The organism is Rhodococcus sp. MEB041, from assembly GCF_030208955.1.
Lineage (GTDB): Bacteria > Actinomycetota > Actinomycetes > Mycobacteriales > Mycobacteriaceae > Rhodococcoides.
The window spans coordinates 24,116-50,684 of the sequence record NZ_JARVSZ010000003.1; the positions used below are offsets into that span (position 1 = coordinate 24,116).

Here is a 26,569-nt window from a genome sequence, read left to right on the forward strand (position 1 = left end):
TCCGACGAGAGGACACGGCAGTGGAGATCGCGGGAACAGCGGCATTGGTCACCGGCGGCGCATCGGGGCTCGGCGCGGCCACGGCGAAGCGGTTCGCCGACAACGGCGTCACCGTCTTCGGCCTCGACCTGCAGCAGTCCATCGACAAGGCCGGTGACTCCGTACCGGACGGCGTGACGCTCATCGCCGCCGACGTCACCAGCGACGAGGAGGTACGGGCCGCCCTCGCACAGATCGGCGAGGCCGGCGTCCCGCTGCGCATCGTCGTGAACTGCGCCGGCGTGGGCTGGGCGGGACGCATCCTGTCCAAGAAGGGCGTGCACGATCTCGAGCTCTTCCGCACGGTCATCACCATCAACCTGCTCGGCACCTTCAACGTCATGCGTCTGGCGGCCGATCACATGCAGACGCTGCCGACCGTCGACGAGGCCGGACAGCGCGGCGTCATCATCAACACCGCGTCGGTGGCCGCGTTCGAAGGCCAGATCGGTCAGATCGCCTACTCCGCCTCCAAGGGCGGCGTGCACGGCATGACCGTCCCCGCGGCGCGCGACCTCGCCCAGGTGGGCATCCGCGTCAACACCATCGCCCCCGGCATCGTCGACACCCCGATGCTCGCCGGCGTCACCCCGGAGTACCGCGCCGGCCTCGAGGCGGGCGTCCCGTTCCCGTCCCGACTCGCTCAGCCCACCGAGTACGCGCAGCTCGCACAGATGATCGTCGAGCACGACTACCTCAACGGCGAGACCATCCGCATGGACGGCGCACTCCGGATGGCACCGCGGTAACTGCTCGAAAAAAGTTCTTCGTCACCACCCATCCACACCGGGTACTGGGACGAATCACATCTCGAGACGCTCGTCGTCGCTGCCAACCCCCGACTGGTAGCGATGGCGAGCGTTTCACTTCGTTACACGACGGGGCGAGCGTGTCACTTCGTCACAGAGGAACTCCCGCTGAGCTCGTCCGCAGTCGGAATCTCCCGCGCGGCCGCCCCGTCCATCCAGACCCGCAGCGCGCGGGTGGCCTGCACGTCGTCCTCGTTGTACTCGAGCAACCGCGTGCGTTGCGACGCGTCGACGTCTCCGTCGTATCCCACCGCGCGGCGGTACCAAGCCATCGACGCCTCGCCGCCCGCCTCGTCGTCCCGCCAGTGGAAGCCCGCGACCGGTGCGACCTTCTTGAGGCCCTTTCCCGACGGACACACGAAGTTCTGGGACACCGCGATGTAGATGTCGACCCAGTCCGGCCCGTCGATGAACTCCCGCACCTCGGCCTCGGTGGGGACACCGGGCATGCCGGCGAACCGGCGCGCGGATCCCAGCAGCCACTTGTCCTCGGCGGCGCGCGAGTAGCAGTAGGCCGCGAACGTCAGGCCCTCCGCATGCGCGTCCGCACGCACGCCCTGCATCCAGGACCAGAACTCGCCGAACGAGCGCGCCTCGTCCATCGTGGGAACCGGTTCCCACGTCACGAAGGCGCGGTACTGCGGCTCGGCACCGTCCCGCCGGTCGAGGAGCGTTCCCCACATGTAGGCGCCGTGCTCCTGGTAGCTCTCCATGTCGACGTCCACCTCTACGTCCGCCCGCTGGACCGTCACGGTGTCGCGGCGCCGGACGAGAGGCAGGTCGGCGATCCATGCACGGGCGATGACGACCGTCTCGTCGAAGTCGCCGTGCGGCCACTCGTCGGGCACGCCGCCCGTCCAGTCCGCCAGGTCGTCGATGGTGACGATGCCCGCGGACCGCAGGGCGTCCGCTCGCGACCCCGCCGCCACCAGCGAGACGTCCCGCGTGCGGCGCAGGGTCTCCCCGCACTCGGACCACCACGGACAGGACCGACATTCCGACACCTTCGACGGCGACGTGACGACCGAGCCCGACGCGATGGCCAGTCGGTCACCGAAGCGCGTGTCGTACTCCGCCTCGACCGCCGTCAGATCGTGCACGAGCATCACCTCGGCACCGAAGCCGATGACACCGGCTCGCGCCGACACACCGGCCTGACCGATGCGGCCCAGGAGCCGATGCACGTGCACGGCCGCCAACTGGTCCCGTAACTGCGGTCGCACCTTGCGCGTGGGATCGAGAGCGGGGGCCCACGACGTGAACGGCGTGGTCACCGCGCCGCTTCCCGGATCGGTGACCTTGTGGTTGACCACCAGTACCGGGATGTACCCGCCGTCCGGATCGCGCACCAGCATGTCGCACCGGCCACGCCGACCGGCGTCCTCGTCGTCGGCGAAGGTCGCGTTCCAGATGCGCTCGACACCGGACTCGCACGCCGCGCGGGTGGCGCGGACCTGCATCGAGCGGGACATCGACGGGGAGACCACCACCCACGACTGCGGATCCGCGGCGACCAGGGTGTCCCGGATCTCGGCTCGGTACGCGGCGGCCGCCTCCCGGCGCATCTGCACCCCCGCGTCCTCCGCGGTGTCGACGAGCAGAGAGCGGTAGGCGGTGTCGAGATACACGCGGTGGCGGCACCGGGTGAGCGACGACGCGTCGATCAGCACGGAGGGGCCGGACGCCGGAGCGGGGGGCGGCACGACGTGGGACATTCTCGCAGCGTAGATCCACGGGCCGACACCTCACGCGGATGCAGCGCACCCGGAGCGGACCGATAGGCTGGCGGCAGGCATTCAGGCGCTCGTCGGTCATCCGGTCGGAGCGTTCTGGCGACGTAGTCGGACACGATAGGGGCACGTACACCATGGCTCTGCGCAAGAAGCGTTCTCGCCGTGCGACCCGGAAGGCCGAGGCCAAGGCCCTGCGCCACAAGGCGGGCCTCGAGGCGAAGTACACCGCCCGGAACGAGCGCAAGCATCTGAAGAAGCTGGCGAAGAACGACGCCAAGGCGCTGACCAGCCAACAGAAGGTGGATCAGGCGCACATCAGGACCCTGGCCGCACGGGAGAAGGCCGCGCGCGAAGGCAAGATCAACGCGGCGAAGGTGCGCAAGTACGTCGGCATCGGTCGCGTCCTGGCCCCCGTCCTCGTGCCGATCGCGTACCGCGCGGCGACCCTCCTGCGGGGTCAGCTCGACCAGTACCGGGCCGGCCGCATCGGCGTCGACGTGAAGGAGCTCGGCCAGTACACCGGACACGGTGCGAAGCTCAGCGCTCGCATCGTCGGTGCCGAGCGTTCCGTCGCCGAGGTCGCCGCGTCGCACCAGGACGCCGAGACGGGCGCCTTCGCCGACGCGATCCGGTCGCGCCTGACCGAGCTCACCACCGCGGTGCACGCCGCCGAGCAGATGCCGCCGTCGCGCCGCAAGCTGGCTCACGGCGCCATCTCCGACGAGCTCGACGGCATCGAGGCCGACATCCTCGCGCGCCTCGGCGTGCGCTGATCCCTGCCTGAGTCGACGATGGGGACCGAGCGCACGCGCGTGTGGCGTGGTGGTGCCGTGGGAGCACTCACGGCCACGCTCGCCGTCGCCGCGCACGGTGTCGGCGGTGGTGGCGTGCCCACCTCGTCCGCTCTCTCCCTGCTGCTCGCCGTCGCGATCGGTGCGGGCGTGCTCGCCGCCGGTGTCGGGACCGCCCGGACCGGCCCCCTCCCGATCCTCCTGTGGCTCGTGGGAGGACAGGTCGTCGCGCACGAAGCACTGGCCGCCGTCGCGGAACACGCCCACCCGCTCGACGCGTCGATGCTCGCGGCGCACGCCGTCGCCGTCGGTGTCGGCGCAGTCCTGGTCGCCTCGTCGGAGCGGCTGTTCGCCGCGATCACGTCGGTGCTGCGCGCACCGCGGCTCACGTTCTCGCCGCCGCGTCGCCCCCGATCCGTCACCGCCACCGCGCCGCTCGATCGGCCGGTTCCCGTACCCGTTCTGTCCGCCGTCTCCAGGAGAGGACCACCGCAGGTGCTCGTGCAGCCACTCACACCGCGGTACTCCCTCACCTGAACGGAAGACATCTGTCATGACCAGCTTCTCCACGCGTGCCCTGGGCACGAGTGTCCTCACCGCCGCCGCCCTCCTCGCCTCCGCAGGACTGGCGTCCGCCCACGTCGTCGTGTCCGCTCCGGACGCGGCACAGGGCGGATACGGCGTTCTCACCTTCCGGGTGCCGACCGAGTCGGAGGCGGCGTCCACCACCTCCGTCACCGTCCAGCTGCCCGGCCTCACCTCGGCCCGCACGCAGCCCATGCCCGGATGGACGGCCGTCGTCGAACGCTCGGCGGACGAACTGGCCACCTCGGTCACCTGGACGGCGGATCCCGGCAACCCCGGTGTCGGGCCCGGACAGTTCGAGCAGTTCCAGCTCTCGGCCGGCCCCCTGCCGGAGGAGGAGAGCGTGTCCTTCCCGGCCCGCCAGACCTACAGTGACGGCGAGGTCGTGAACTGGGACCAGCCGACACCGGAGGACGGTACCGAGCCGGAACTGCCGGCTCCCACACTGGAACTCGCGGCGAGCAGCGGCGATCATCACAGCAGCCCCACGGTGTCGTCAGCGTCCTCGACCACCGAGGCCGCCGCGTCGTCGTCCGACACCACGGCCCGGTGGCTCGGCGGGATCGGCCTGGTTCTCGGAGCACTCGGTGCCGCACTCGGGATCGGCGCCACGGTGCGGAGTCGACGCTCGTGAGCCGGTTCCTCGCTCTGCTGCTCGCCCTCGCCGCGGCGCTGCTGCTCGGCACCTCGACGGCGTCCGCGCACTCGGTGGTGGTGTCCAGCTCCCCCGAGAACGAGAGTTCCGTCGATCAGGGTCCGGCGGAGGCGACGGTGACGTTCAACGAGGCCGTGCAGTCGCAGTTCGCCTCGCTGACCGTCGTCGGTCCCGACGGCAACCTCTGGTCCGACGGTGACCCGCGGGTGTCGGGTTCCACCGTCGCGGTGGACCTCCGAGAGCTCGGGCCGACGGGCACGTACACCATCGCGTTCCGCGTCACGTCAGCCGACGGCCACCCCGTGAGCGGTACGCGGACATTCGAGCTGACGACGGCCGGCACCGGGACCCCCGGTCCCGCGGCCGACGCCGGCGCGTCCTCGACCGAGTCGGGGGGCGGTGTGCCGCTCTGGCCGTTCCTGGTCGCCGCCGCGGTGGTGTTCCTCGGCGGTCTCGCGTTCGCTCTGCGGAAGAAGAACTGAGTCGTGGCCGGAACGACGACGGCGCGGTGGTCACCGCTCGCCGTCGTTCCGGCCGCACTGCTCGGAGTGATCGCCGCCCTCGTACTGGCGCCCTCCGACCTTCCGCTCGACTCCCTCGTGCGGACCGGTGCCGACGTCGCCGGTGCCGTGGTGCTCGGGTTCGGTCTGCTGATCCTGTGGGCCCGCGATTCCCGGCACGTCGACGACCACCTCGCGTGGCGCGGCGCCCTCGTCGCGGCCGCGTGCTGGGCAGTCTCCGAGGTCACGCTGCTGGTGTTGGGGGCTGCGCGGTCCGATGCCGTCAGCGCCACCGCGGTGTCGCTCGGCACGTTCACCGACTACGTCCAGAACATCGCGAACGGCCGGATCGGCTCCGCGGTCGTGGTCGTCGCGCTCGCGATGGCCGTGCTGGCGGCCACTGCCCTCCGCACCGATCTGGAAGTCTCCGGCATCGTCGTCGTCGTACCCACCGCCGTCGCCCTCATCGCTCGCCCCATGACCGGCCACATGGCGCAGCACGCCGTCGGCGCGCTGCTCGTCGCCGTGCACGTGGTGGCGGCATCGGTGTGGCTCGGGCTGCTGGTCGCGATGGCGGTGACCCTGCGGTCACGGACCGCCTGGGCGGATCTGCTCCCGCGCTACTCGGCGGCCGCGCTGTGGTGTGTGGTCGCCGTCGCCGTCACCGGTGTCGTCAACGCCGCCGTGCGGCTCACCTCGGTGACCGCCCTGGTCGACACCGACTACGGGCGGCTGATCCTGCTCAAGTCGGTCCTGCTGGTCGCCCTGGTGATCGGCGGGTGGTGGCGACGGCGCACGTGGGTGAGCGTCATCGGTGCCCACACCACGCACGCCACGGTCTCGACGCGGCGTGCCGTCGTCGAGACCGCGGCGATGGCCGCGGCGTTCGGCGTGGCCGCCGCACTGGCGACCACGGCCTGATCACGCGAGCAGCGGGTCCGCGCTGGGCAGCAACCGGACGAGCACGTCCGACATGGTGATGACACCGACCACCGCACCGCCGTCGCGCACCACCGCGAGATGGTTGCGGGTCTCCCGCATCTCCGCGAGCGCGACGTACACGGGCGCGGCGGCGTCGAGCTCGAAGGCCGGTCGCACGAAGTCGTCCACCGAGCGGGAGTCCTCCGCCTGCAACGTGTCCCGCACGTGGACCAGACCGATCACGTCGGCGCCGTCTCGCACCAGGATGCGCAGATGGCCCGTGCGCAGCGACGCCGCCCGCACGTCGGCGACCGTCGCCGTCGTCGCCACCGCGGTGGGCTCGGAATCGATGCGCACGAGGTCCGCCACCGTGAGCTTCTGCAGTTCCAGCGCACTCGAGAGCTGATCCGAGTAGCCCTTGTCCAGCGATCCGACACTCACCGAGTGCGCGACCAGCTGCTCGAGATCGTCCGGGTTCTGGCCCGACATCACCTGATCGGCCGGCTCCACACCGGCCCGGCGCAGCAGTGCATTCGCCATCCCGTTGAGCGACACCAGGATCGGGCGGGTGAAGAACATGAAGACACGCATCGGGATCGCGAGCATCGTCGCCGACTTCTCGGGATGCGCGATGGCCCACGACTTCGGCGCCATCTCGCCGACGACCAGGTGCAGGAAGGTCACGATGATCAGGGCCAGGACGAAGCCGAGCACGTCGGATGCCCAGTAGGGCAGACCGAGTGACTCGAACAGCGGCCGGAGCCAGTAGTGCACGGCGGGCTTGGTGAACGCACCGAGTGCCAACGTGCACAACGTGATACCCAGCTGCGAGCCGGCGAGCAGCACCGTGAGCTCGGTGGAACTGCGGAGCGCGGCGCGCGCCGACCGCGAATCGGCCGCCGCGTCCTCGAGCCGGTGCCGCTTGGCGGCGAGGAGCGCGAACTCGACGGCGACGAAGAAGGCGCTGAGCGCGATCAGGCCGACGGTGACGACGAGGAACACCAGGGGGTTGCTCACAGCGCGCTCTCCGTCTCGACCGCGGTCGAATCATTCGAGGCCGTGTCTGATTCAGGCCGGCCTCCGGCCTTCCCGCCACGCTCGACGACCTCGAGCGTGACCGACGACGGCACGTGGTTGTCGATCTCCTGAATCCTCATGACGAGGAACCGTCGGGGCGGTTCGGCGTCGGTCGCGAGGTCACCGGGGTCGATGGGCAGCTCCAGTTCGATGACGTCGCCGACCTCGGGAAGCGATCCGTGGACGCTTATGGCCAGTCCGGCGATGGTCTCGATGTCACCCTCCGGAAGTTCGCGGTCCAGAGCACGTTCCACCTCGTCGAGGTGGACGTCGCCGGCCACCGTCCACACACCGTCGTCGCCGGGCACGGGTTCCGCGCCGTCGGCGTCGTCGTGCTCGTCGGTGATCTCGCCGACGAGCTCCTCGGCCAGGTCCTCGATGGTGACGACACCGGTGAAGGAGCCGTATTCGTCGATGACGCAGGCGAGTTGGTTCTTCGACGCGCGAAGCTCCCCCATGGCGTCGGGGAGCATCTGGGTCTCGGGGAGCACCAGTGCGTCGCGGGACAGCACGGCGACCGGTGTGTCGCCGGGCAGGTCGGTGGCGAGCACGTCGCGCAGGTGCACGACGCCCTCGATCGAGTCGTCGGCATGGAGCACCGGATACCGCGAGTGCTCGACGCTCATGAGGGCGCGCACCTCGGCGATGGTGGAGTCGGAGCGCACCGTCGCCACCTTCGCGCGGGGGATCATCGCGTGACCCGTGGTCTGGGTGGGGAAGTCGAGGATGCGGTCGAGCAGTGTGGACAGCTCCTCGGGCAGGTCACCGGTGCCCCGGCTCTCGGCCACGATGTGTTCGAGGTCGCGCGGGGTCGCCGAGTGCTCGACGTCGTGGACCGGCTCGATCTTCAGCGCCTTCAGCAGCGCGTTGGACGAGGCGTCGAAAATACGGATGAGCCAGCCGAACAGCTTGAGGTAGATCGTCGTCGACAGCGAGAGCCATCGCGCGACGGGTTCGGGGCGGGCGATGGCGAAGTTCTTGGGGAACAGCTCGCCGAAGAGCATCTGCACGAACGTCGACACCACCAGCGCCGTCACCGCACCGACGGCGAGTCCGACACCGCTCGGAATGCCGACGCCGCCGAGCAGAGTCCCGAGGGACTGTCCGATGAGCGGCTCGGCGAAGTTACCGACGAGCAGGCCGGTGACGGTGATGCCCAACTGAGCGCCCGAGAGCATGAAGGACGTGCGCTTCGTGACGGCCAGGGTGCGCGCGGCGACGGTGTCACCCGCTTTCGAGCGCGCTTCGAGCCTCGACCGGTCCACGGTCATGTAGGCGAATTCCTGGGCCACGAAATAGCCTGTGCCGGCGGTGATTCCGACGACGACGACGATACCGAGGAGAAGCGTCAACAACTCGCTCATGTGCCGGTCACCGCCCTGGTCGCATCGGTCGATACGAGGGGGGCCATGACCGGCCCGGGTTTGTCGCTGTCCATTCGTCCTCTAGTCGCTGCGGGTGTTTCGCCCGATTCTACGGGATGCGCGCCGCTACCGTCCCGGCACGTACTTCAGCGCCCGGATGAAGATCGGCAACGTCTTCGCCCAGAGCTTCGGAGGCAGCCGTCGTCCGCCGAGGTTGATCAGGCGCGTCGTGGAGACGGTCTGCGACTCGGTGTACTTCAGGACGCCGTCCGGTCCGTGTCGACGACCGACGCCCGAGACACCCATGCCGCCCATCGGCGCACCGGTGCTTCCCCAGGTCGGCGCGTACCCCTCGTCCACGTTCACGGTGCCGGCGTGCAGTCGCGCGGCGATGGCCTCACCCTGCGCCTTCGTCTTCGCCCACACGCTGGCGTTCAGTCCGTACTCGGTGGCGTTGGCCCGCTCGACAGCCTCGTCGACACTGGCGACGGGGTAGATGGAGACGAGGGGACCGAACGTCTCGGCTCCCCAGCACTCCATGTCGTCGGTCACGCCGGTGAGCACGGTGGGCTCGTAGAACAGCGGGCCGATGTCGGGGCGTGCCTTGCCGCCGGCGACCACGGTCGCACCCTTCACCCTCGCATCGTCCACGTGGTTCGAGATGGCCTTGACCTGGTCCTCCGAGATGAGGCTGCCCATCTCGACCCCGAACTCGTACGTGGCGGCCAGCGTCATGCGGCGCACCCGCTCACCGAACGCGGCGGTGAACTTGTCGGCGATCGACTTCTCGACGTAGATGCGCTCGATGGAGATGCAGAGCTGACCGGAGTTGGAGAAGCAGGCACGGACGGCCGCGTCGACCACCTCGGGGATCTTGGCGCCGGCGGCGACGATCATGGCGTTCTTGCCGCCGAGCTCGGCGGAGAACCCGATGAGTCGCCGACCGGTCTGCTCGGCGAGAAGCTGGCCGGTGGCGGTGGAACCCGTGAACATCAGGTAGTCGGAGGTGTCGACGATGGCGGTGCCCACCACCGATCCGGGGCCGGGAACCACGGCGAAGAGGTCACGGGGCAGACCGGCCTGGTAGAGCAGTTCGACACATGCGAGCGCGCAGTACGGCGTCTGGCTGTCCGGCTTCAGCACGATGCCGTTGCCGGCCATCAGAGCCGGGATGGCATCGGACACCGCGAGGGTCATCGGGTAGTTCCACGGCGAGATGATGCCGACGATGCCTTTGGGCTGGTAGTTGACCTGCGTCTTGGTCAGCACGGGAAGCATGCCCTTGACGCGCTTGCTCTTCAGCAGTTCGCCGGAGACCCGCGCGTAGTGCCGCGCCGTCATCGCGATGTCGAGGACCTCCTCCTGGGCGGCGGACCGGGACTTCCCGGTCTCTGCCTGCGCCAGGTCGATGAGCGACGCCCGGTGCTTCAACACGAGGTCGCGATACTTGTGGAGGATCTTCGCTCGATCTGCGATGGACGTCGTCGCCCACCGCTTCTGGGCTGCGCGGACCTTGTCGTTCGCCGCCAGCACGTCGTCGCGGGTGCCGACGGGGATGGTCGCCATCTCGCGGCCGGTGAACACCTCGATGACGGGCTTGGTCTCCCGGCCCGGTGCGACCGAGGCGAGGGCGACGAGTCGTGTGAACGTGTCTGCGGTCGGCGCTGACATGCGTATCTCCCAGTGGCGGATGAGTGTGACGACGGTTGACGGATACACCGTCGGTATCGACACGGTACGCCAGGAGTGCGTTCGGACACAGCCCCCGACCGGACGCCTCGGCGGATCGGGCCAAGATTGTGCTTGACCCTCACGCAACGGGAGGCAGGACAGTGACCGGTGTGAACGATGCACTGACCGTGGGACAGGTCGCCGCGCTGGCAGACGTCAGCGTGCGCACCCTGCACCACTACGACGCGGTGGGGCTGGTGGTGCCCGGCGGCAGGTCTCCTGCGGGATACCGCACCTACTCCTCGCAGGACGTGGAGCGCCTGTACTCCGTGCTGACCTATCGCGAACTCGGGTTCCCGCTGACCGAGATCAAGGAGATACTCGACGATCCCGCCGCGGACGCGCTCGAGCATCTCCGACGGCAGCGCACCCTGCTCGACCGGCGCATCGCTCACCTGACAGCCATGGCGAACGCCGTGGACACCGTGATCGAGAGGAAGACGATGGGTACGAACCTGACCCCGGCCGAGCAGCGTGAGATCTGGGGCGACGACTGGGCCGGCGAGAAGTACGAGGACGAGGCCCGCGAGCGCTGGGGAACCACCGATGCGTGGGCCCAGAGCACGGAGCGCACCGCCGCGATGTCGGCCGACGACTGGCGTGCGATCAAGGCCGACACCGAACAACTCGAGGCTGATCTCGCTGCAGCGATGCTCCGCGGCGTGGAGCCCGGTTCGGACGAGGCCGACGTCCTCGCGGAACGCCACCGAGCGTCGATCGACCGTTTCTACGACTGCGATCACGCGATGCATGTCTGCGTGGCCGGGATGTACACCGCCGACGAGCGGTTCCGCGCGCACTACGACGGGCGGGCCGCCGGGCTGGCGGAGTGGATCGTCGCCGTCGTCGGAGCGAACGCCCGCGAGAACGGGGCCTGACACACGGACGGAGCACGAGGCCGAGAGGCCACGTGCTCCGTCGTCAGTTCTGTCGGGGGCTCTAGACGAGGCCCGCGATCCTGCCCACGACACCGAGGACGATCAGCACCACGACGACGCCGACCGCGACCAGGAACACGATCGCGGGTGTCCGAGTGCGCTGGGGCGGTTCATGATTGGGACCCGCGGCCGACGTGGAGTCCGGCGGCGTGTCACCCGGCACGATGCTGCCACCGGGTTCGAGTCCTGCAGTCTCTGCGGGATCGGGGTTCTGGCCGGACATGGGGTGGTCCTCTCGGGTGGCGTCGCGCGCAGTCTCGTCACCGGTGTGACCGTCGTTGCCGTCGTGACTTGTACTCATGACGTGCGGGTTCCCCCGACCTGCACCGTCCAATCGACCTCGAGGGACCGAACCGCCGACGCACCTACCGCCGCCCCGGCGGGTGTCCCCGACAGCGTGACCCGACGTGCCGCAGGACTGCCGCTAGCCTGTGACGCCATGAGCACCTTCATCGCGACCGCCGATCTCGCCGACACCATCGGGCCGGACATCCGGAGCTGCGACACGCAGTTCCGTCAGCTCGGGGCCGTGCGGGAGTTCTGCGGACCCATCACCACCATTCGCTGCTTTCAGGACAACTTGCTGGTCAAGCAGACATTGTCGGAGCCCGGCAACGGCGGAGTCCTGGTGGTGGACGGCGACGCGAGTGTCCACACCGCCCTCGTCGGCGACATCATCGCCGGGCGCGGTGTGGACAACGGGTGGGCGGGCGTCATCGTCAACGGTGCCGTGCGCGACTCGGCGATCCTGACGACTCTCGCCATCGGGGTGAAGGCGCTGGGAACCAACCCGCGCAAGAGCACGCAGACCGGGTCGGGTGAGAAGAACGTCACAGTCGAGTTCGGCGGAGTCGCCTTCATCCCCGGCGAGTTCGTCTACAGCGACGACGACGGTGTCGTCGTCGCGGCGCAACCCCTCCCGCCTCAGGGCTGACCGGCAGCTCAGGCCTGAGCGACGCGGGCGGACACCCCACCGACGGTGACGGTGTCGCCCGCACGGAGCTGACGTCCTCGGCGCAGTTCGGTCTCACCGTTGACTTCGACGAGACCGTCCGCGATGACGGCCTTCGCCTCGGACCCCGACTCGATGAGGTCGGCCAGCTTGAGGAACTGCCCCAGCCTGATCACCTCGTCGCGGATCTCGACCGTTCGATCGCTGCTGTGATCCCGGCCGTCCTCCGGCCTTCCCGCATGATCCCGGCCGGCCTCCGGCCTTCCCGCATGATCCCGGCCGGCCTCCGGCCTTCCCGCAGTCACAGGAACGTCACCCCCTGGGCGAGCGGCAGCTCCGAGCTGTAGTTGACCGTGTTGGTGGTGCGTCGCATGTAGGACTTCCAGGCGTCACTGCCCGATTCGCGCCCGCCACCGGTCTCCTTCTCGCCGCCGAACGCGCCGCCGATCTCCGCGCCCGACGGGCCGATGTTCACGTTCGCGATGCCGCAGTCCGACCCTGCCGCCGACAGGAAGCGTTCCGCCTCGCGCAGGTCGGTCGTGAAGATCGACGACGACAGCCCCTGCGGTACGTCGTTGTGGAGGGCGATGGCCTCGTCCAGGTCGCTGTAGGTCATGACGTACAGAATGGGCGCGAACGTCTCACGGCGCACCACGTCGGTCTGCGCGGGCATCCGCACGATGGCCGGCTGGACGTAGACACCGTCCTCGGCGCCCGCCACTCGCACCCGCTCACCACCCGCGACGACGGTGCCGCCGTCCTTCCGCGCGAGCTCCAACGCGTCGGCGTACCCGTCGTGCGCGGCCTCGTCGATCAGCGGTCCGACCAGCGTCGACGAGTCGAGCGGCGACCCGACGGGCAACGACGAGTACGCGGTACCCAGTCGGTCGACGAGGGTGTCGGCGACGGACTCGTGCACGATGACGCGGCGCAGGGACGTGCACCGTTGACCGGCCGTGCCGGCCGCGGAGAACACCAGGCCGCGGACGGTGAGGTCGAGATCGGCGCTCGGACAGACGATCGCGGCGTTGTTGCCGCCGAGTTCGAGGAGCACGCGGCCGAACCGTGCCGCGACGCGGGGGCCCACCTCGCGGCCCATGCGGGTCGATCCGGTGGCGGAGACCAGGGCGATGCGCGGATCGTCGACGAGGGTCTCACCGACGGCACGGTCACCGACGACGAGTTGCGCCACCGCCGGCGACACCCCGGCACGGCGTGCGGCTTCCTCGAACAGCGCCTGCACGGCCACCGCGGTGACGGGCGTCTTCTCCGACGGCTTCCACACCACCGTGTCGCCGGCGACGAGGGCGAGCACGGTGTTCCACGACCACACCGCGACCGGGAAGTTGAAGGCCGTGATCACGGCGACGACTCCGAGTGGGTGCCACTGCTCCATCATCCGGTGGCCGGGCCGCTCGGTGGCGATGGTGTTGCCGTAGAGCTGGCGGGACAGTCCGACGCCGAAGTCGCAGATGTCGATCATCTCCTGGACCTCGCCGAGGCCCTCGCTGACGATCTTGCCGGCCTCGATGGACACCAGCTCACCGAGTGCGTCCTTGTGTTCGCGGAGCAGTTCACCCAGCTCACGCACCAGACCGCCGCGTACCGGCGCGGGAACGAGAGACCACGACCGGTAGGCGTCCGCGGCTGCGGCGATCACCGCGTCCACGTCGCTCGTGAGCGGCACGTGGCCCAGCACCGCACCGGTGATCGGGCTGGTCGCGGCCAGGCCGGAGTCGTGGTCGAGCGGCGCGGCCCCGACTGCGGCGAGCAGCTCGGACGTACGGGCGGACAGGTCGACGGTCGATGTCATGGATTCATTGTCTCCGATGGTCGTGACAGGATTTATTCCGGCTCAGATGTTGTTTGACAGTATTTTATCGCGTACTTTCGCCTTCATGACGCAGGTACTGCCATCGCGGCCCACCACCCCCGTTCCCGCCGGTGCGCCGGAGTCGGTCCACGACGTGCTGTCGCGCCACATCCTGGCCGACGGCTTCGACATGGTTCTCGACCTCGAGCGGTCGCACGGCTCCACACTCGTCGATGCGCGGACCGGTGCGTCCTATCTCGACATGTTCACGTTCTTCGCCTCGAACGCGCTCGGGATGAACCATCCGTCTCTCGCCCGCGACGACGAGTTCCGGGCGGATCTGCTGACGGCCGCGCTGCACAAGCCGAGCAACTCCGACCTCTACTCCGAGCCGATGGCCCGCTTCGTCGCGACCTTCGCGCGCGTGCTCGGCATCCCCGAACTACCCCACCTCTTCTTCGTCGAGGGCGGTGCGCTCGCCGTCGAGAACGCCCTCAAAGTGGCCTTCGACTGGAAGAGCCGGCTGAACGAGTCCCGCGGTCTCGACCCGGCACTGGGCGGACGGATCCTGCACCTCGAGCACGCCTTCCACGGCCGGTCGGGCTACACCATGTCGCTCACCAACACGGATCCGATCAAGGTCGCGCGTTTCCCGAAGTTCGACTGGCCCCGCATCCCGTCGCCGTACCTGCGCGAGGGCGCGGACATGGACGCTCTCGAGGCGCGCTCACTGGCCGCTGCGCGGGCCGCGTTCGAGTCGTTCCCCGACGACATCGCCGCCGCCATCGTCGAGCCGATCCAGGGCGAGGGCGGCGACCATCACTTCCGACCGTCGTTCCTCCTCGGGCTGCAGGCTCTGTGCCACGAGTTCGACGCGTTGTTCGTCGTCGACGAGGTCCAGTCCGGGGCGGGCATCACCGGCACCGCGTGGGCGCACCAGCAGCTGGGCGTCGAACCCGATGTCCTCGCCTTCGGCAAGAAGACCCAGGTGTGCGGCATCATGGCGGGCCGCCGCCTGGACATGGTGCGCGACAACGTCTTCGAGGTCGGATCCCGGATCAACTCGACGTGGGGCGGCGGCCTCGCCGACATGGTGCGAGCACGGCGGATCCTCGAGGTGATCGAACGCGACGGCCTCATCGCCCGCGCCGCGGAGAGGGGCGCGATCCTCGGCGCCGCTCTCGACGCACTCGCGGTGCGTCACCCGTCGATCTCCGACGTGCGGGGACGCGGCCTGTTCCGGGCGTTCTCACTGCCGGACACCGCGACTCGCGATCGACTGATCACGCGGCTCCTCGTCGACGAGCGGGTGATCATGCTGGGGTGCGGCTCGCGCAGCGTCCGGTTCCGTCCCGCGCTGACCGTGACGGAGGAGGCGTTGGCCGACGCCGTCGCGGCGATCGACCGGGTTCTCAGCTCATGACCGGATTGTCTGTGTACGCCGAGTGACAGGCACTGCGCCGGGCTCCGCTACCATCCGCCCATGACACTGCGCTACGACGTCGACGGTCACGGTCCCACCCTCGTACTGGTGCACGGAGTCGTTCACCGCCGCCAGGCGTGGGACGCGGTGCTGGACCTGCTCACGCCCTATCGGCGGGTCGTGACCGTGGACCTGCCCGGGCACGGGGAGTCGGAGCCGCTGCACGAGTCCGGTGAGAACGTGCTGCTCACGCTCCAGAACGAGGTCACCGAGTTCGTCCGCGAGATCGAGGAGCCGGACCACCAGGTGCACATCGCCGGCAACTCGCTCGGCGGCTACGTCGCGCTGTGTCTCGCCGCGCAGGGTGAGGTGGCGTCGGCCACCGCGCTGTCCCCCGCCGGCTTCTTTCTCAACCACACCGACCAGGCTCGAACCATGGTGACGTTCCGCGCGATGCGGACCGTCGCGCGCACGTTCGGCAAGGCCACACCGACGGCGCTCAAGATGCGGGCGGTGCGGTACCCCACGCTGCTGCCGTTCTTCGCGCATCCGAGCAGGGTGTCGTACGAGGCCGCCGTCGTCGACGCCTCGTCACTCACCACCAACGCGATGATCGACGCGGGCATCGACGCGCCGTTCGAGTTCCCGCCACTCACCGAACCGCTGGTGCCGGTGACGGTGGCGTGGGGCACGCGAGACCTGATCCTGCCGCACTACCAGGTGCGGGGCGTCCGTCGCCGCTTCCCGCACGCCCGCGTCATCTCGGTCCCCGGGGTCGGCCACGTGCCGATGACGGACAACCCCGAGCTGATCGCGTCGATCCTCCTCGCGGGAAGTCAGGACCGGTCCCCGACCGCAGACCCGTCCTGAGGTTCTAGGCGGTCTCCATCTCGGCGACGATCCGCGCGACGATGTCCGCGGCCGGCGCGGCGGTCACCGAACGCCACCCGGTACCGGCCCACAGGTTGGGCACGTCCGCTCGGCCGGCAGCCGTCGCCGCGGTGCGGATCGGGCCCGTGATCGCGTTGACATCGGGATAGCCGGCCGGTGCGGAGGCCGTGAACTGCGCCGCGAACTCGTTCTCGAGTCCCCGAGCCGGTCGTCCCGAGAACGCACGCGTCACCACGGTGCGCCGGTAGCGACGGTCCAGCAGTGCGGCGCGGTGCACCGCCGATGTACCGGCCTCGTCGGAGCACAGGAACGCGGTGCCCATCTGCGCAGCGACGGCGCCGAGTCCGAGAGCGGCCACCACGCCGGACCCGTCCATGATCCCGCCGGCCGCGATCAAGGGCACGTCGACCGACAGTCCGACGGCGAGCAGCAGGGACGGCAGCGACATCGCGTCACCGCCTCGAGGAGACGACGCATCGTCCGTGAAGACGCCCCGGTGTCCGCCGGCCTCGCTGCCCTGGACGACGAGCATGTCGGCCCCGTCCTCGACGGCCTCGCGGGCCTCGTCGACGGAGGTGACCGTCCCGATCATCAGGGCGCCGATCTCGTGCACGCGGGCGGTGAGCTCGGCGCCGGGTCGACCGAACGTGACCGACACGGCCGCCGGGCGGTGGGCGAGCACCACGTCGATCACCGCGTCGATGTCGTCGGGGCCGGGTGTCGCCGGGCCGGGTTCGACCCCGAACTCGGCGGCGATCGGGGCCAGCGCGGCGCGGTACGACTCCATCTCGTCGGCGACCGCGATGTGCGCTGACGGGAGGAAGAGATTGACGCCGTACGGCGCCGACGTAAGGGACTCGATCTCGGAGAGCCGGCCGTCGAGCGCCTCCGGGCTCAGCAGCGCTCCGGCCAGGAACCCCAGGCCACCGGCATCGCTCACGGCGGCGGTCAGGGCGGGGGTGGACGGGCCTCCGGCCATCGGCGCGCACACGACGGGAAGCCTGGCAGGGAACACAGCGGTCATGCGGCCGATCGTACGTCGAGGGATGATCTCGGCTACCTACCACGAATACCCGATGTTTCACCGGTTTCGGGCCGACCAAACCGACTACACGTACACTTCACTGGTCACCAGCAGGGACACACGCCGCGTCGGGGGTCGCATCGAGTTCGAAGGGATTCTCCACGCATGTCGCACCCGACCCGTCCGCCGGTCACGCAGCGCGTCCGCGCGTCCCGCGATCGCGCTCGCCCGGGTCGACACAGCGGATCCCGGCGCATCCGCAACGCGCAACGCAGACCCCTCACCCACCGGCCTCGGGACAACGCACTCGACGTCGTGCGTCGGTGGCTGACCACGCCGCACGATTTCGACTGGATCTTCGTCCATCACTCCACCCGGTCCATCCACGGCATCATCCGGCTGGTCTTCGCCGGCGCGGTGCTGCTCAACGCGACCGTGTCCATGTTGATGCTCGCCTCGCCCAACGGCCCCTCCGGCACGCCGGCGATCGTCTACGTCTTCCTCGTGCTGGCACTGCAGATCGCCGCGATGATCTGGGTGCTCACGGGACCGACGCCGGACACGAAGGCGCAGTTCCTCGGGTTCCTGATCTTCGGCGACGTCGGCATCACGTCCGTGATCCTGCTGGACACCCCGACGTCGGCACTGATCGGCACCTTCCTGTTCGCGATCAACGGCGCTCTCTGCACGTTCTTCCTCAGCCCACGAGTGCTGCTCGCCCATCTCGCGTTCACCAATGCCGTCATCGTCCTCATCGGCACCCTGGCGTACGTCCAGAACCTGTGGGGGCCGTGGGACGCGATCGCCGCGGTGCTGGTGGCCAGCGGCGCGAGCAGTGGGGTGCCGGTCTTCGCGTCCATCGCGTGGTCACTCGTCTCGACGGACGCGAAAGCCTCGGACCTCGATTCGCTGACCGGCGTCAGGAACCGCCGCGGTCTGCAGAACTCGGTCGAGGATCTGTGGGAGACGGCACTCGCGACCACATCGCCCGTGGTGGTCGTGATGATCGACATCGATCGTTTCAAGAGCGTCAACGACCGCTTCGGACACGATCAGGGCGACACCGTGATCGTCCTGGTCGCGACCCGGCTCGCCGAGCTCTTCGACGGCCACGGGGTGCTCGCGCGAACCGGCGGCGAGGAGTTCGTGGCGGTCCTCACCGATGTGGACGGTGACGTCGAGTCGGTGGTCGCCCGTGTCACCGAGACGGTCCACGATCGACAGGACACCATTCCCGTGACCGCCAGCGTCGGCGTCGCCGTGTTGACTCCCGACTCGTCGCTGTGGAGTTCCGGACCCGGGGCGATCGACCGCGCGACGCGGGGTGCGGACTCGATGATGTACCGAGCCAAGGCCGCCGGCGGGCATCGGCTGCTCTCGACCTTCCTGTGACACCCGCCCTGCACCGGACCCAGACGAGGAAACCCACCCCGTGATCGACATCTTCCACGCACTCGTGGTCATGAACTCGCTGTTCGCCGCGTCGGCGTGGTGCCTGGCGCGGCCGAACGCCTGGTCGATCTCCGCGGTGGTGCTCGCGTCGATCGGCTGGCTGCTCTTCAACGCGCCGCTCGAGGGCCGTGTGCTGGTGGTGTTCTCACTCCAGCACGGATTCACCGAGTCGGACGTGCTGTCCATCGTGGGCATGATCATCGGGGCGGTCGGCGTCGTGCGCGCGAGGCGACGAGCCGACCGCCCCGAGATCAGGCGTCGAGACTGATCAGACGCTGATGCCGAAGTCGCGGGCGATGCCGGCGAGTCCGGAGGCGTAGCCCTGGCCGACGGCGCGGAACTTCCACTCCGCACCGTTGCGGTACAGCTCGCCGAAGACCATGGCGGTCTCCGTCGAGGCGTCCTCGGTGAGGTCGTAACGGGCGAGCTCGGTGCCGTTCGACTTGTCGATCACGCGGATGTAGGCGCCGCGGACCTGGCCGAACGACTGCGAGCGCGCGTCGGCCTCGTAGATCGAGACGGGGAACGTGACGATGTCGACGGTGGACGGGACCGCTGCGAGATCGACGTCGATGACCTCGTCGTCACCGTCGCCCTCACCGGTCTTGTTGTCACCCGTGTGCTGGATCGAGCCGTCCGGAGTCTTCAGATTGTTGAAGAAGACGAAGTACTCGTTGCCGGGCGCCTTCTTGTCCGGGCCGAGCGCGATGGCGCTGGCGTCGAGATCGAAATCCGTTCCGGTCGTCGTGCGCAGATCCCATCCGAGTCCGACGGACACCGCGGTCAGATTCGGTGCGGCCTTCGTGAGAGACACGTTGCCACCCTTGGTCAGGCTGACGCCCATGTGAGAGATCCCTTCTCGTTTCGCCCGATTCATCCGTATTCGGATCGGTGCTGCCCGGCCAACGAACCCGACGTCGTTCCGGTTCCCGGCCCTTCGTGACGACCCGCCGCGCAGCACAGGGCGCGCGGCGGCATCGAACGCTGCATAGTTGTCTGTCACAGCCTGTGTCCTGCGGAGCACGGGCTCGTCCCGTCATCCACGGTCCCGGCAGGAGGCGCTCGATCATGGCCACACAGGCGACGCCGGCGGCATCCGCCGCGGGCACTGCATCACCGTCCCGGTCGGGCCTGTCCGACGCGTCCCGCGTCGCCCGCGCCGATCGCCGGTCGCGCCACAAGGGCCGCCTGCGGCAGGTGCCGCACCACGTCGGCCTCGTGCTCGGTGTCTACGCGACGCTGGTCCTCCTGTGGAGCCTGTCACCCGCGCTCCGAGCCCTCGTCCACGTACCCCGCGAGTGGCTCGACTCGTACGTCATCGACGCTCCCGACACGAGCCTGTCCTACGGCTTCGTGGTCGCGCTGGTCGCCGCGGCGCTGTCGACGCGCAAACGCGTCGCGTGGTGGATCGCTCTTCTCTACACGGCCGGATCCGCGGTGGTGAACGTATCGACCCTGGTGGACGATCCCGGCAGCATCGGGTCCTGGATCGGACTCGTCCTGCAGGTCGCGGTGCTCGCACTGCTGCTCGCCTCCCGCACCGAGTTCGACACCAAGGTCCGACGCGGCGCCGGATGGAAGGCACTCGGTGTTCTCGTCACCGGTCTGATCGTCGGCATCCTCGCCGGCTGGGCGCTGCTCGAGGCCTTCCCGGGTTCGCTGCCGCGGAACGAGACCTTCCTGTGGTCACTCAACCGAGTGGCCGGCCTGGCACTGGTGGACAACGAGCAGTTCAGCGGCCGACCACACGGATTCCTCAACTTTCTTCTGGGACTGCTCGCCTTCGTCGCCCTCGCCGCGGCGGTGGTGACACTGTTCCGCTCGCAGCGTGCGAGCAACGCCCTCACCGGCACGGACGAGTCGGCGCTACGCGGACTCATCGCCCGCTCCGGCCACGACGACTCGTTGGCCTACTTCGCCACCCGCCGCGACAAGGCGGTGGTCTTCGCACCGAACGGCAAGGCCGCCATCACCTATCGCGTCGAGGTCGGAGTGTGCCTCGCCAGCGGCGATCCCATCGGCCTCGAGGAGTCCTGGCCTCACGCGATCGAGGCGTGGCTCGAGATGTCGTCTCGGTACGGGTGGGCCCCGGCGGTGATGGGAGCGAGCGAGACCGGTGCCGCCGCGTTCCGGCGGGCGGGACTTGCCGTGCTCGAACTCGGCGACGAGGCGATCCTGCAGACCCGCTCGTTCAGCCTGAACGGACCCGACATGCGCCCGGTGCGCCAGGCGGTCAATCGGGCGCGCGGCAAGGGCGTGACGGTGCGCATCCGACGGCATCGCGACATCCCCGAGGACGAGTGGCCGGGCATCGTCGAGCGTGCCGACCGCTGGCGTGACACCGAGACCGAACGCGGGTTCTCCATGGCACTCGGGCGCCTCGGCGACCCTCTCGACGGCGACTGCCTGCTCGTCGAGGCCGTGCTCGATGCGGACGACCGCGTCGTCGGCACCCTCTCCCTCGTGCCCTGGGGCGCGAGCGGAGCATCGCTCGACCTCATGCGCCGTGATCCCGCCTCACCCAACGGCACCGTCGAGCTCATGGTCTCCGAGCTCGCGTCCCGCTCGGACACCGTGGGCATCACCAAGGTGTCCCTGAACTTCGCCGTCTTCCGCTCCGTGTTCGAGGAGGGCGGCCGCATCGGTGCGGGACCTGTTCTGCGCCTGTGGCGTTCGACGCTCGTGTTCTTCTCGCGATGGTGGCAGCTCGAGGCGCTGTACCGATCGAACCTCAAGTACCAGCCCGAGTGGGTACCGCGGTACCTGTGCTTCGAGGACAACCGCGATCTGCCGAAGGTGGGTACCGCATCGGCCATCGCGGAGGGCTTCCTCACGCTGCCGGGCCTCGGTGCACGCACTCACACCGGCACCCGACAGGCTGTTCCCGCCGCGCTGCTGGCCGACGGCACGCTGCACGCCGACGGGAGCGAGCCCGACGACACACCCGTCGACACGCTGCCCGGCCGGCGACGGCCGGAACAGGTCCGGGTGCGGATGTCCAAGCTGGACAGGCTCTCCGCGGACGGCGTCGACGCCTACCCCGTCGCGCATCCGCCCACCCACACCGTGGACGCCGCGGCGAACGCCCCGGAGCGCACCACCGTGCGCGTGTCCGGTCGCCTGTTGCGCATCCGCGACTACGGCGGCGTCGTCTTCGGCCTCGTGCGCGACTGGAGCGGGGACCTGCAGATCCTCCTCGACAGCGAGCGCATCGATCGAGATCGGTTGCGACGCTTCACGTCCGATTTCGACCTGGGCGACCTGATCTCCTGCACGGGAGTGGTCGGTCGCAGTCGCACCGGAGCGCTCGCGCTGCTGGTGAGCGACTGGCGCATGAACGCGAAATCGCTGCACCCGCTGCCCGACAAGTTCCGCGGGCTCACCGATCCCGAGGCGCGGGTGCGTCAGCGCTACGTCGACATGGAGATCAATCCGCAGGCGCGCGCCCTCATGCGTGCCCGCAGCGCGGTGGTGAAGTCGCTGCGCGACACGTTGGGCGACCGCGGATACATGGAGGTGGAAACGCCGATCCTGCAACAGATTCACGGCGGCGCGAACGCGGCACCCTTCCTCACGCACATCAATGCCTACAACCTCGATCTCTACCTCCGTATCGCGCCGGAGCTGTACCTCAAGCGGCTGTGCGTCGGCGGCATGGAGCGGGTCTTCGAGATCGGTCGCGTGTTCCGCAACGAGGGCGCCGACTTCAAGCACAATCCGGAGTTCACGATCCTCGAGGCCTACGAGGCGCACAGCGACTACGAGCGCGCGATGGTGTTGTGCCGGGAGCTGATCCAGCGCGCCGCCGTGGCCGCGCACGGCCGCGAGGTGATCTACCGGCCGGCCGAGGACGGCACCATGACGGAGATCGACATCTCCGGCGAGTGGCCGGTGAAGACCATGCACGGCGCCGTCGCGGAGAAGATCGGTGCCGACGTCCGGCCCGACACACCGCTCGCGGAGCTGCAGCGTCTGTGCGATCTGCACGACGTCCCGTATCAGTCGACCTGGGACGAGGGCGCCGTGGCGCAGGAGATGTACGAGCACCTCGTCGAGGACTTCACCGAGTTCCCGACGTTCTACACCAACTTCCCCACGTCGATGTCCCCGCTGACTCGGCCCCACCGCAGCATCGCAGGCGTCGCCGAGAAGTGGGATCTGGTGGCGTGGGGGGTCGAGTTGGGCACCGCGTACAGCGAGTTGACCGACCCCGTCGACCAACGCGCTCGTCTCACCACGCAGTCGATGCTCGCCGCGGGCGGCGATCCCGAGGCGATGGAACTGGACGAGGACTTCCTCCAGGCGCTCGAGCACGGCATGCCGCCGACCGGTGGCCTCGGAATGGGTGTCGACCGGGTGGTCATGCTCATCACGGGCGGGTCGATCCGCGAGACCCTCGCGTTCCCGTTGGCCAAGCCGCGGAGCTGAATGTTTCACATGAAACCGAACGGCGAGGTGGTCGTCGACGTACTGGGGACCGCCGTGCACGTGGTGGTCTCCCGTCCTGACGCGGCGGCGGCGCCCGCCCCGGTCGTCGTGCTGTGCGGGGGGCTCGCCTCGACGTGGCACGACTGGATCGACGTGTCCGCGCTGCTGGTGGCGGCCGGCCACACGACGGTGGCCATCGATCGACCAGGCTTCGGCGACAGCGAACCTCTGCCTCCGGACCGGGTGCCGACGGTGCACGAGGAGGCCGATCGCATCCTCGCCGTCCTGGACGCCCTCGCGATGACGGACCCCGTGGTCCTGGTGGGGCACTCGATGGCCGGCTTCTACGTCGAGGGCTTCGCGCGGTCGTACCCCGCGCGCACGGCGGGTCTCGTGCTGCTCGACTCGAGCGTCGAGAAGTCGCCGTCGGCCCTGGTGCCGCCGCGCATCCGCATTCCGGTGACTCGCGTGATCGCCCGCATCGTCTCGGCCGCCGGTCTGCAACGGTTGCTCGCCGATCCGGTGCGCCACGTCCTGACGCAGGCCATTCCCCCGGACGGGTACGCGCCCGACCGAATCGACGATCTCCGCCGCATCTACCGCGATCCCTCCTATCTGGAGGCCGCCGCGATCGAGTACGCGGTGTACGCCGACATGGCCCTCGAGTTGAACCGCCTGCGCCGCGCGACGCCCGTTCCGTCCGTCCCCGTCATCGTGGCCGCCGCGCACACGGGACGACGGACCCTGTGGGGAGCGCAGTGGTTGCGGCGCCAGCAGCGTCTGGCCCGCTACCTCGGCGGCCGCTTCGCCGTGGTGTCCCCGTCGCACCACCACGCCATGATCGATCAGCCCCGGCGAGTCGCGGCGCTGGTGAGAACTGTCTCCACCGGCTGAACGCCGCGCGAGCACACACTGGAGAGATGAATCCTCTGCGCACGGTCCAGACCCGAGTGGGCGAGACCATCTTCGCGCGGGTCGCGGGCGACGAGGGCCCCGCTCGACGCGACCGGATCCACCTGGCCGAGGGGCCGCGTCGGTACGGCCCCGATTCGGCGATCCAGCGCGTCCACGCCGATGCGTCGATGTTCGTCGGCGGAATGCGCGCCCTGCTCCTGCAGTCGTTGCACCCGCTGGCGATGGCTGCCGTGGACGAGCACTCCGGCTACCGCGGCGACCCGTGGGGCCGTCTGCAACGCACCAGCACGTTCCTCGCCGAGACCACGTTCGGCACCATCGAGGACGCGGAGCGCGCCGTGCGGATCGTGCGCGCCGTGCACAAGCGCATCACGGGTGTCGCGCCGGACGGGCGGCCGTACGCCGCGTCGGATCCGCACCTGCTGCGGTGGGTCCACGTCGCGGAGATCGACAGCTTCCTGCGCGCGCACGATCGTTACGGTGCCCGACCTCTCGATGCCAGCGGCCGCGACGCCTACGTCCGGGAGTCGGCCTGGGTCGCACGCGGGCTCGGCGCCGAGGACGTGCCCGAGACGGTCGACGAGCTGAACGAGATGCTGGCGATGTACCGGCCCGAACTGCGCGGCACTCCCGCAGCACGTCGCACCGCCCGCTTCATCCTGCTCAACCCACCGATTGCGTTGGCAGTACGCCCCGCCTACGGGTTGCTGTCGTCGGTGGCGGTGTCGATGATGCCGCGCTGGACCCGCTTCCCCCTCCGGTTGCCCTACCTTCCGATCACCGAGGCCACCGCCGTGCGCGCGAGCGGCATCGCCGTCACCACCGCCATCCGGTGGGCACTGGGCGCGGGCCCGACGGCGCAGGATGGGCGCGAAGCGGGCTGAGGAGGGCGGCGGGCCTCCCGGGCATCGGATCACAGGTGCGGCCGTGCCGGAGTCGGGGGCCGATCTGTCACGCTCCACGATGATCGTGCACGGTCGCCCGGCCGGTGAGGATCAGGACAACCGCTTTCGCCGGCAAGATCAAGGTGTCGCCGTCTCCGATGCGGAAGTCGATGTCGGACGCCTGAAGTGCACACCCGTCGAGGTCGGCGCCGAAATAGGCCATCCGATTCCTGGACTCGATCGTGCGAAGCACCACCTCCAGTTGCGGCGTCGTGGCGGTCGCGGGCAGTCCCAGTCCCTCCGTCAGATCGAGTCCGTGAACGACGTCGTGGCACAACGAATCGACGAGGTCACCTCCCGGTGGACTCCACTCGGTGGTGATGTTGTCTCGGAGCGCGGCAATCAGTTCGACTCGGCCCATCGTCGCGGCGTCACGGCGGGCAAGACGGTCGGCCGCGCGGTCGAAGCTGCCGCGTTCTCGAATCATCGTCACCAACAACTTGGGCAAGCTCACCCGAAAAGACATCGACAGATGCGCCGCCAGGTCGGCAACGGTCCAACCCTCGCACAGAGTCGGTTGTTGCCACTCGGTGTTCGACAGTCCTTCGAGTACCGCGACCGTTGCTTGCCTCTGCGTCGCGGTCAGTGCCGCGACGCGCTCTCTGTCCAACTCGTTCGACATGCGACTCCACATCCTCCGTCGTGTTCGAGACCTGCCACTGGACAGGCCTGCCACTGGACAGACATGGCGGCGGATCGAAAGTCATCGAAGCGCGGGGCTTCCGGACCACACGCGGTCCGGGCGATCTTCCGCCCGTGACCGGTGGCATCATGCGGTAGTGACGCGTGACGTATCTGCCCACCTCGACGTGACCGTCGTCGACCCCACCAACCTCGAGTTCCAGATCGCGGTCGCGCAGCTACCGGGGACGACGGTCACCGAATCGTTGTCGTTCCGGCTCGACGGCGAGGAGATCACACCCACGGAGATCCGCGCGGAGACCGGCGGGCGCATCCACCGTTTCGATTGTGGGCGTGGACAACTCGTCGTCGACTACCGCGCCCGCGTGGAAGGCGAGGCGGATCCCGCCCCGGTGGTCGAGCGAGACCTGTCCGTCTACCTGCGGCCGAGCCGGTACAGCGAATCGGACAAGTTCCTGGGCTTCGCCGCGACCGAGTTCGGGCGCTACACCTCGGATGCCGACGTGCTCGAGCGCGTGTCCGCCTGGGTCGGCCGCCGTCTCCATTACGTACCCGGCAGCAGCGACCCCATCGACGGCGCCACCGACACGCTCCTCGCGGGCAGCGGAGTCTGCCGCGACTACACGCATCTCGTCGTCGCACTGCTGCGCGCCATGACCGTGCCGGCCCGACTCGTCGCGGTCTACGCACCCGGCTGCGACCCGATGGACTTCCACGCCGTCGCGGAGGCCTACGTCGACGGTGTCTGGTGTGTGGTCGACGCGACGCGGCTGGCCCCGAGGCAGAGCCTGGTGCGGATCGCGACCGGGCGGGACGCGTCCGACACCGCGTTCCTCGACAACCACGACGGCTACATCGTTCTGGACCGCATGCAGGTCATGGCCACGGTGGACGGGATGCTCCCGTACGACGACGTGCACGAACTCGTGTCCATGCGCTGAG

General features: G+C 69.3%; 26 protein-coding genes. 16 read left to right on the top strand and 10 right to left on the bottom strand.

Features of this window, described 5'->3' with window-relative positions; genetic code table 11:
* Positions 1–20 precede the first annotated feature (20 nt).
* Complete coding sequence (locus QRN16_RS09970; protein WP_222629296.1) at positions 21–788, top strand: SDR family NAD(P)-dependent oxidoreductase; 768 nt, start codon at positions 21–23, stop codon at positions 786–788.
* 143 nt (positions 789–931) lie between these two features.
* Here the strand turns inward: QRN16_RS09970 and QRN16_RS09975 are convergent, their stop codons facing one another.
* Positions 932–2,563: a TM0106 family RecB-like putative nuclease gene (locus tag QRN16_RS09975; RefSeq protein ID WP_285186279.1), complete on the bottom strand. Its 1,632-nt coding sequence runs from the start codon at positions 2,561–2,563 to the stop codon at positions 932–934.
* A gap of 152 nt (positions 2,564–2,715) precedes the next feature.
* Here QRN16_RS09975 and QRN16_RS09980 point away from each other — a divergent pair, with 152 nt between their 5' ends.
* The 5 genes from QRN16_RS09980 to QRN16_RS10000 are packed head-to-tail and all read left to right on the top strand — an operon-like array spanning position 2,716 to position 6,033.
* Positions 2,716–3,354: a DUF6474 family protein gene (locus QRN16_RS09980; RefSeq protein ID WP_027505892.1), complete on the top strand. Its 639-nt coding sequence runs from the start codon at positions 2,716–2,718 to the stop codon at positions 3,352–3,354.
* Positions 3,355–3,411: 57 nt separating this feature from the next.
* Positions 3,412–3,909, top strand: coding sequence for a hypothetical protein (locus tag QRN16_RS09985; RefSeq protein ID WP_222650012.1), 498 nt, complete (start codon positions 3,412–3,414; stop codon positions 3,907–3,909).
* 16 nt (positions 3,910–3,925) lie between these two features.
* Positions 3,926–4,591, top strand: a complete 666-nt coding sequence (locus QRN16_RS09990) for a YcnI family copper-binding membrane protein (protein WP_027505893.1) — start codon at positions 3,926–3,928, stop codon at positions 4,589–4,591.
* On the top strand, positions 4,588–5,094 hold the full coding sequence (locus QRN16_RS09995; protein WP_056440779.1) for a copper resistance CopC family protein: 507 nt from the start codon (positions 4,588–4,590) through the stop codon (positions 5,092–5,094). Before QRN16_RS09990 ends, QRN16_RS09995 begins: the two co-directional genes overlap by 4 nt.
* Before the next feature lie 3 nt (positions 5,095–5,097).
* Entirely contained in the window at positions 5,098–6,033 is a 936-nt protein-coding gene (locus QRN16_RS10000) for a CopD family protein (protein ID WP_285186286.1), read from the top strand.
* Here the strand turns inward: QRN16_RS10000 and QRN16_RS10005 are convergent, their stop codons facing one another.
* The 3 genes from QRN16_RS10005 to QRN16_RS10015 all read right to left on the bottom strand — a co-directional run bounded on the left by QRN16_RS10005 (position 6,034) and on the right by QRN16_RS10015 (position 10,145).
* Positions 6,034–7,050, bottom strand: coding sequence for a CNNM domain-containing protein (locus QRN16_RS10005; protein ID WP_285186289.1), 1,017 nt, complete (start codon positions 7,048–7,050; stop codon positions 6,034–6,036). It lies immediately after the preceding gene.
* Entirely contained in the window at positions 7,047–8,474 is a 1,428-nt protein-coding gene (locus QRN16_RS10010) for a hemolysin family protein (RefSeq protein ID WP_027505897.1), read from the bottom strand. Before QRN16_RS10010 ends, QRN16_RS10005 begins: the two co-directional genes overlap by 4 nt.
* Before the next feature lie 126 nt (positions 8,475–8,600).
* Complete coding sequence (locus QRN16_RS10015) at positions 8,601–10,145, bottom strand: succinic semialdehyde dehydrogenase (RefSeq protein WP_056442105.1); 1,545 nt, start codon at positions 10,143–10,145, stop codon at positions 8,601–8,603.
* 170 nt (positions 10,146–10,315) lie between these two features.
* Here QRN16_RS10015 and QRN16_RS10020 point away from each other — a divergent pair, with 170 nt between their 5' ends.
* Positions 10,316–11,083: a MerR family transcriptional regulator gene (locus QRN16_RS10020; protein ID WP_027505899.1), complete on the top strand. Its 768-nt coding sequence runs from the start codon at positions 10,316–10,318 to the stop codon at positions 11,081–11,083.
* 61 nt (positions 11,084–11,144) lie between these two features.
* On the opposite strand, the gene QRN16_RS10025 is transcribed toward QRN16_RS10020, so the two are convergent.
* A complete protein-coding gene (locus QRN16_RS10025; RefSeq protein ID WP_231476342.1) occupies positions 11,145–11,444 on the bottom strand; it encodes a DUF6480 family protein in 300 nt (99 codons plus the stop codon).
* 138 nt (positions 11,445–11,582) lie between these two features.
* Here QRN16_RS10025 and rraA point away from each other — a divergent pair, with 138 nt between their 5' ends.
* Positions 11,583–12,077 (top strand): ribonuclease E activity regulator RraA, encoded by a 495-nt coding sequence (gene rraA, locus QRN16_RS10030; protein WP_285186296.1) that lies wholly within the window; start codon positions 11,583–11,585, stop codon positions 12,075–12,077.
* Between the two features lie 8 nt (positions 12,078–12,085).
* On the opposite strand, the gene QRN16_RS10035 is transcribed toward rraA, so the two are convergent.
* Both QRN16_RS10035 and amaB read right to left on the bottom strand, forming a co-directional pair.
* Positions 12,086–12,283: an RNA-binding S4 domain-containing protein gene (locus QRN16_RS10035; RefSeq protein WP_027505902.1), complete on the bottom strand. Its 198-nt coding sequence runs from the start codon at positions 12,281–12,283 to the stop codon at positions 12,086–12,088.
* A 113-nt stretch (positions 12,284–12,396) separates the two neighbouring features.
* Positions 12,397–13,908, bottom strand: coding sequence for an L-piperidine-6-carboxylate dehydrogenase (amaB, locus tag QRN16_RS10040; protein WP_222632527.1), 1,512 nt, complete (start codon positions 13,906–13,908; stop codon positions 12,397–12,399).
* Positions 13,909–13,993: 85 nt separating this feature from the next.
* Between amaB and lat the strand changes: the two genes are divergently transcribed.
* Both lat and QRN16_RS10050 read left to right on the top strand, forming a co-directional pair.
* Positions 13,994–15,331 (top strand): L-lysine 6-transaminase, encoded by a 1,338-nt coding sequence (gene lat / locus QRN16_RS10045; RefSeq protein WP_285186300.1) that lies wholly within the window; start codon positions 13,994–13,996, stop codon positions 15,329–15,331.
* Positions 15,332–15,391: 60 nt separating this feature from the next.
* Positions 15,392–16,201 (top strand): alpha/beta fold hydrolase, encoded by an 810-nt coding sequence (locus QRN16_RS10050; protein ID WP_027505905.1) that lies wholly within the window; start codon positions 15,392–15,394, stop codon positions 16,199–16,201.
* A gap of 4 nt (positions 16,202–16,205) precedes the next feature.
* On the opposite strand, the gene QRN16_RS10055 is transcribed toward QRN16_RS10050, so the two are convergent.
* Positions 16,206–17,246 (bottom strand): NAD(P)H-dependent flavin oxidoreductase, encoded by a 1,041-nt coding sequence (locus QRN16_RS10055; RefSeq protein ID WP_222647791.1) that lies wholly within the window; start codon positions 17,244–17,246, stop codon positions 16,206–16,208.
* Positions 17,247–17,411: 165 nt separating this feature from the next.
* Here QRN16_RS10055 and QRN16_RS10060 point away from each other — a divergent pair, with 165 nt between their 5' ends.
* Together QRN16_RS10060 and QRN16_RS10065 are read left to right on the top strand one after the other, a co-directional pair.
* On the top strand, positions 17,412–18,638 hold the full coding sequence (locus QRN16_RS10060) for a GGDEF domain-containing protein (protein WP_222647789.1): 1,227 nt from the start codon (positions 17,412–17,414) through the stop codon (positions 18,636–18,638).
* Between the two features lie 40 nt (positions 18,639–18,678).
* Entirely contained in the window at positions 18,679–18,966 is a 288-nt protein-coding gene (locus QRN16_RS10065) for a hypothetical protein (protein ID WP_285186306.1), read from the top strand.
* Here the strand turns inward: QRN16_RS10065 and QRN16_RS10070 are convergent, their stop codons facing one another.
* Positions 18,967–19,542: a TerD family protein gene (locus QRN16_RS10070; protein WP_027505908.1), complete on the bottom strand. Its 576-nt coding sequence runs from the start codon at positions 19,540–19,542 to the stop codon at positions 18,967–18,969.
* A gap of 224 nt (positions 19,543–19,766) precedes the next feature.
* Between QRN16_RS10070 and lysX the strand changes: the two genes are divergently transcribed.
* From lysX to QRN16_RS10085, 3 genes are read left to right on the top strand one after another with little or no spacing between them, the layout of a single operon-like run.
* Positions 19,767–23,126 (top strand): bifunctional lysylphosphatidylglycerol synthetase/lysine--tRNA ligase LysX, encoded by a 3,360-nt coding sequence (lysX, locus tag QRN16_RS10075; protein ID WP_285186310.1) that lies wholly within the window; start codon positions 19,767–19,769, stop codon positions 23,124–23,126.
* A 9-nt stretch (positions 23,127–23,135) separates the two neighbouring features.
* Complete coding sequence (locus tag QRN16_RS10080; protein ID WP_285186312.1) at positions 23,136–24,020, top strand: alpha/beta fold hydrolase; 885 nt, start codon at positions 23,136–23,138, stop codon at positions 24,018–24,020.
* A gap of 26 nt (positions 24,021–24,046) precedes the next feature.
* Positions 24,047–24,925: an oxygenase MpaB family protein gene (locus QRN16_RS10085; protein WP_285186314.1), complete on the top strand. Its 879-nt coding sequence runs from the start codon at positions 24,047–24,049 to the stop codon at positions 24,923–24,925.
* A gap of 67 nt (positions 24,926–24,992) precedes the next feature.
* On the opposite strand, the gene QRN16_RS10090 is transcribed toward QRN16_RS10085, so the two are convergent.
* Positions 24,993–25,607, bottom strand: a complete 615-nt coding sequence (locus QRN16_RS10090; RefSeq protein WP_051613396.1) for a maleylpyruvate isomerase family mycothiol-dependent enzyme — start codon at positions 25,605–25,607, stop codon at positions 24,993–24,995.
* A 157-nt stretch (positions 25,608–25,764) separates the two neighbouring features.
* On the opposite strand from QRN16_RS10090, the gene QRN16_RS10095 reads away from it, so the two are divergent.
* Complete coding sequence (locus QRN16_RS10095; protein WP_285186316.1) at positions 25,765–26,568, top strand: transglutaminase-like domain-containing protein; 804 nt, start codon at positions 25,765–25,767, stop codon at positions 26,566–26,568.
* Position 26,569 lies beyond the last annotated feature (1 nt).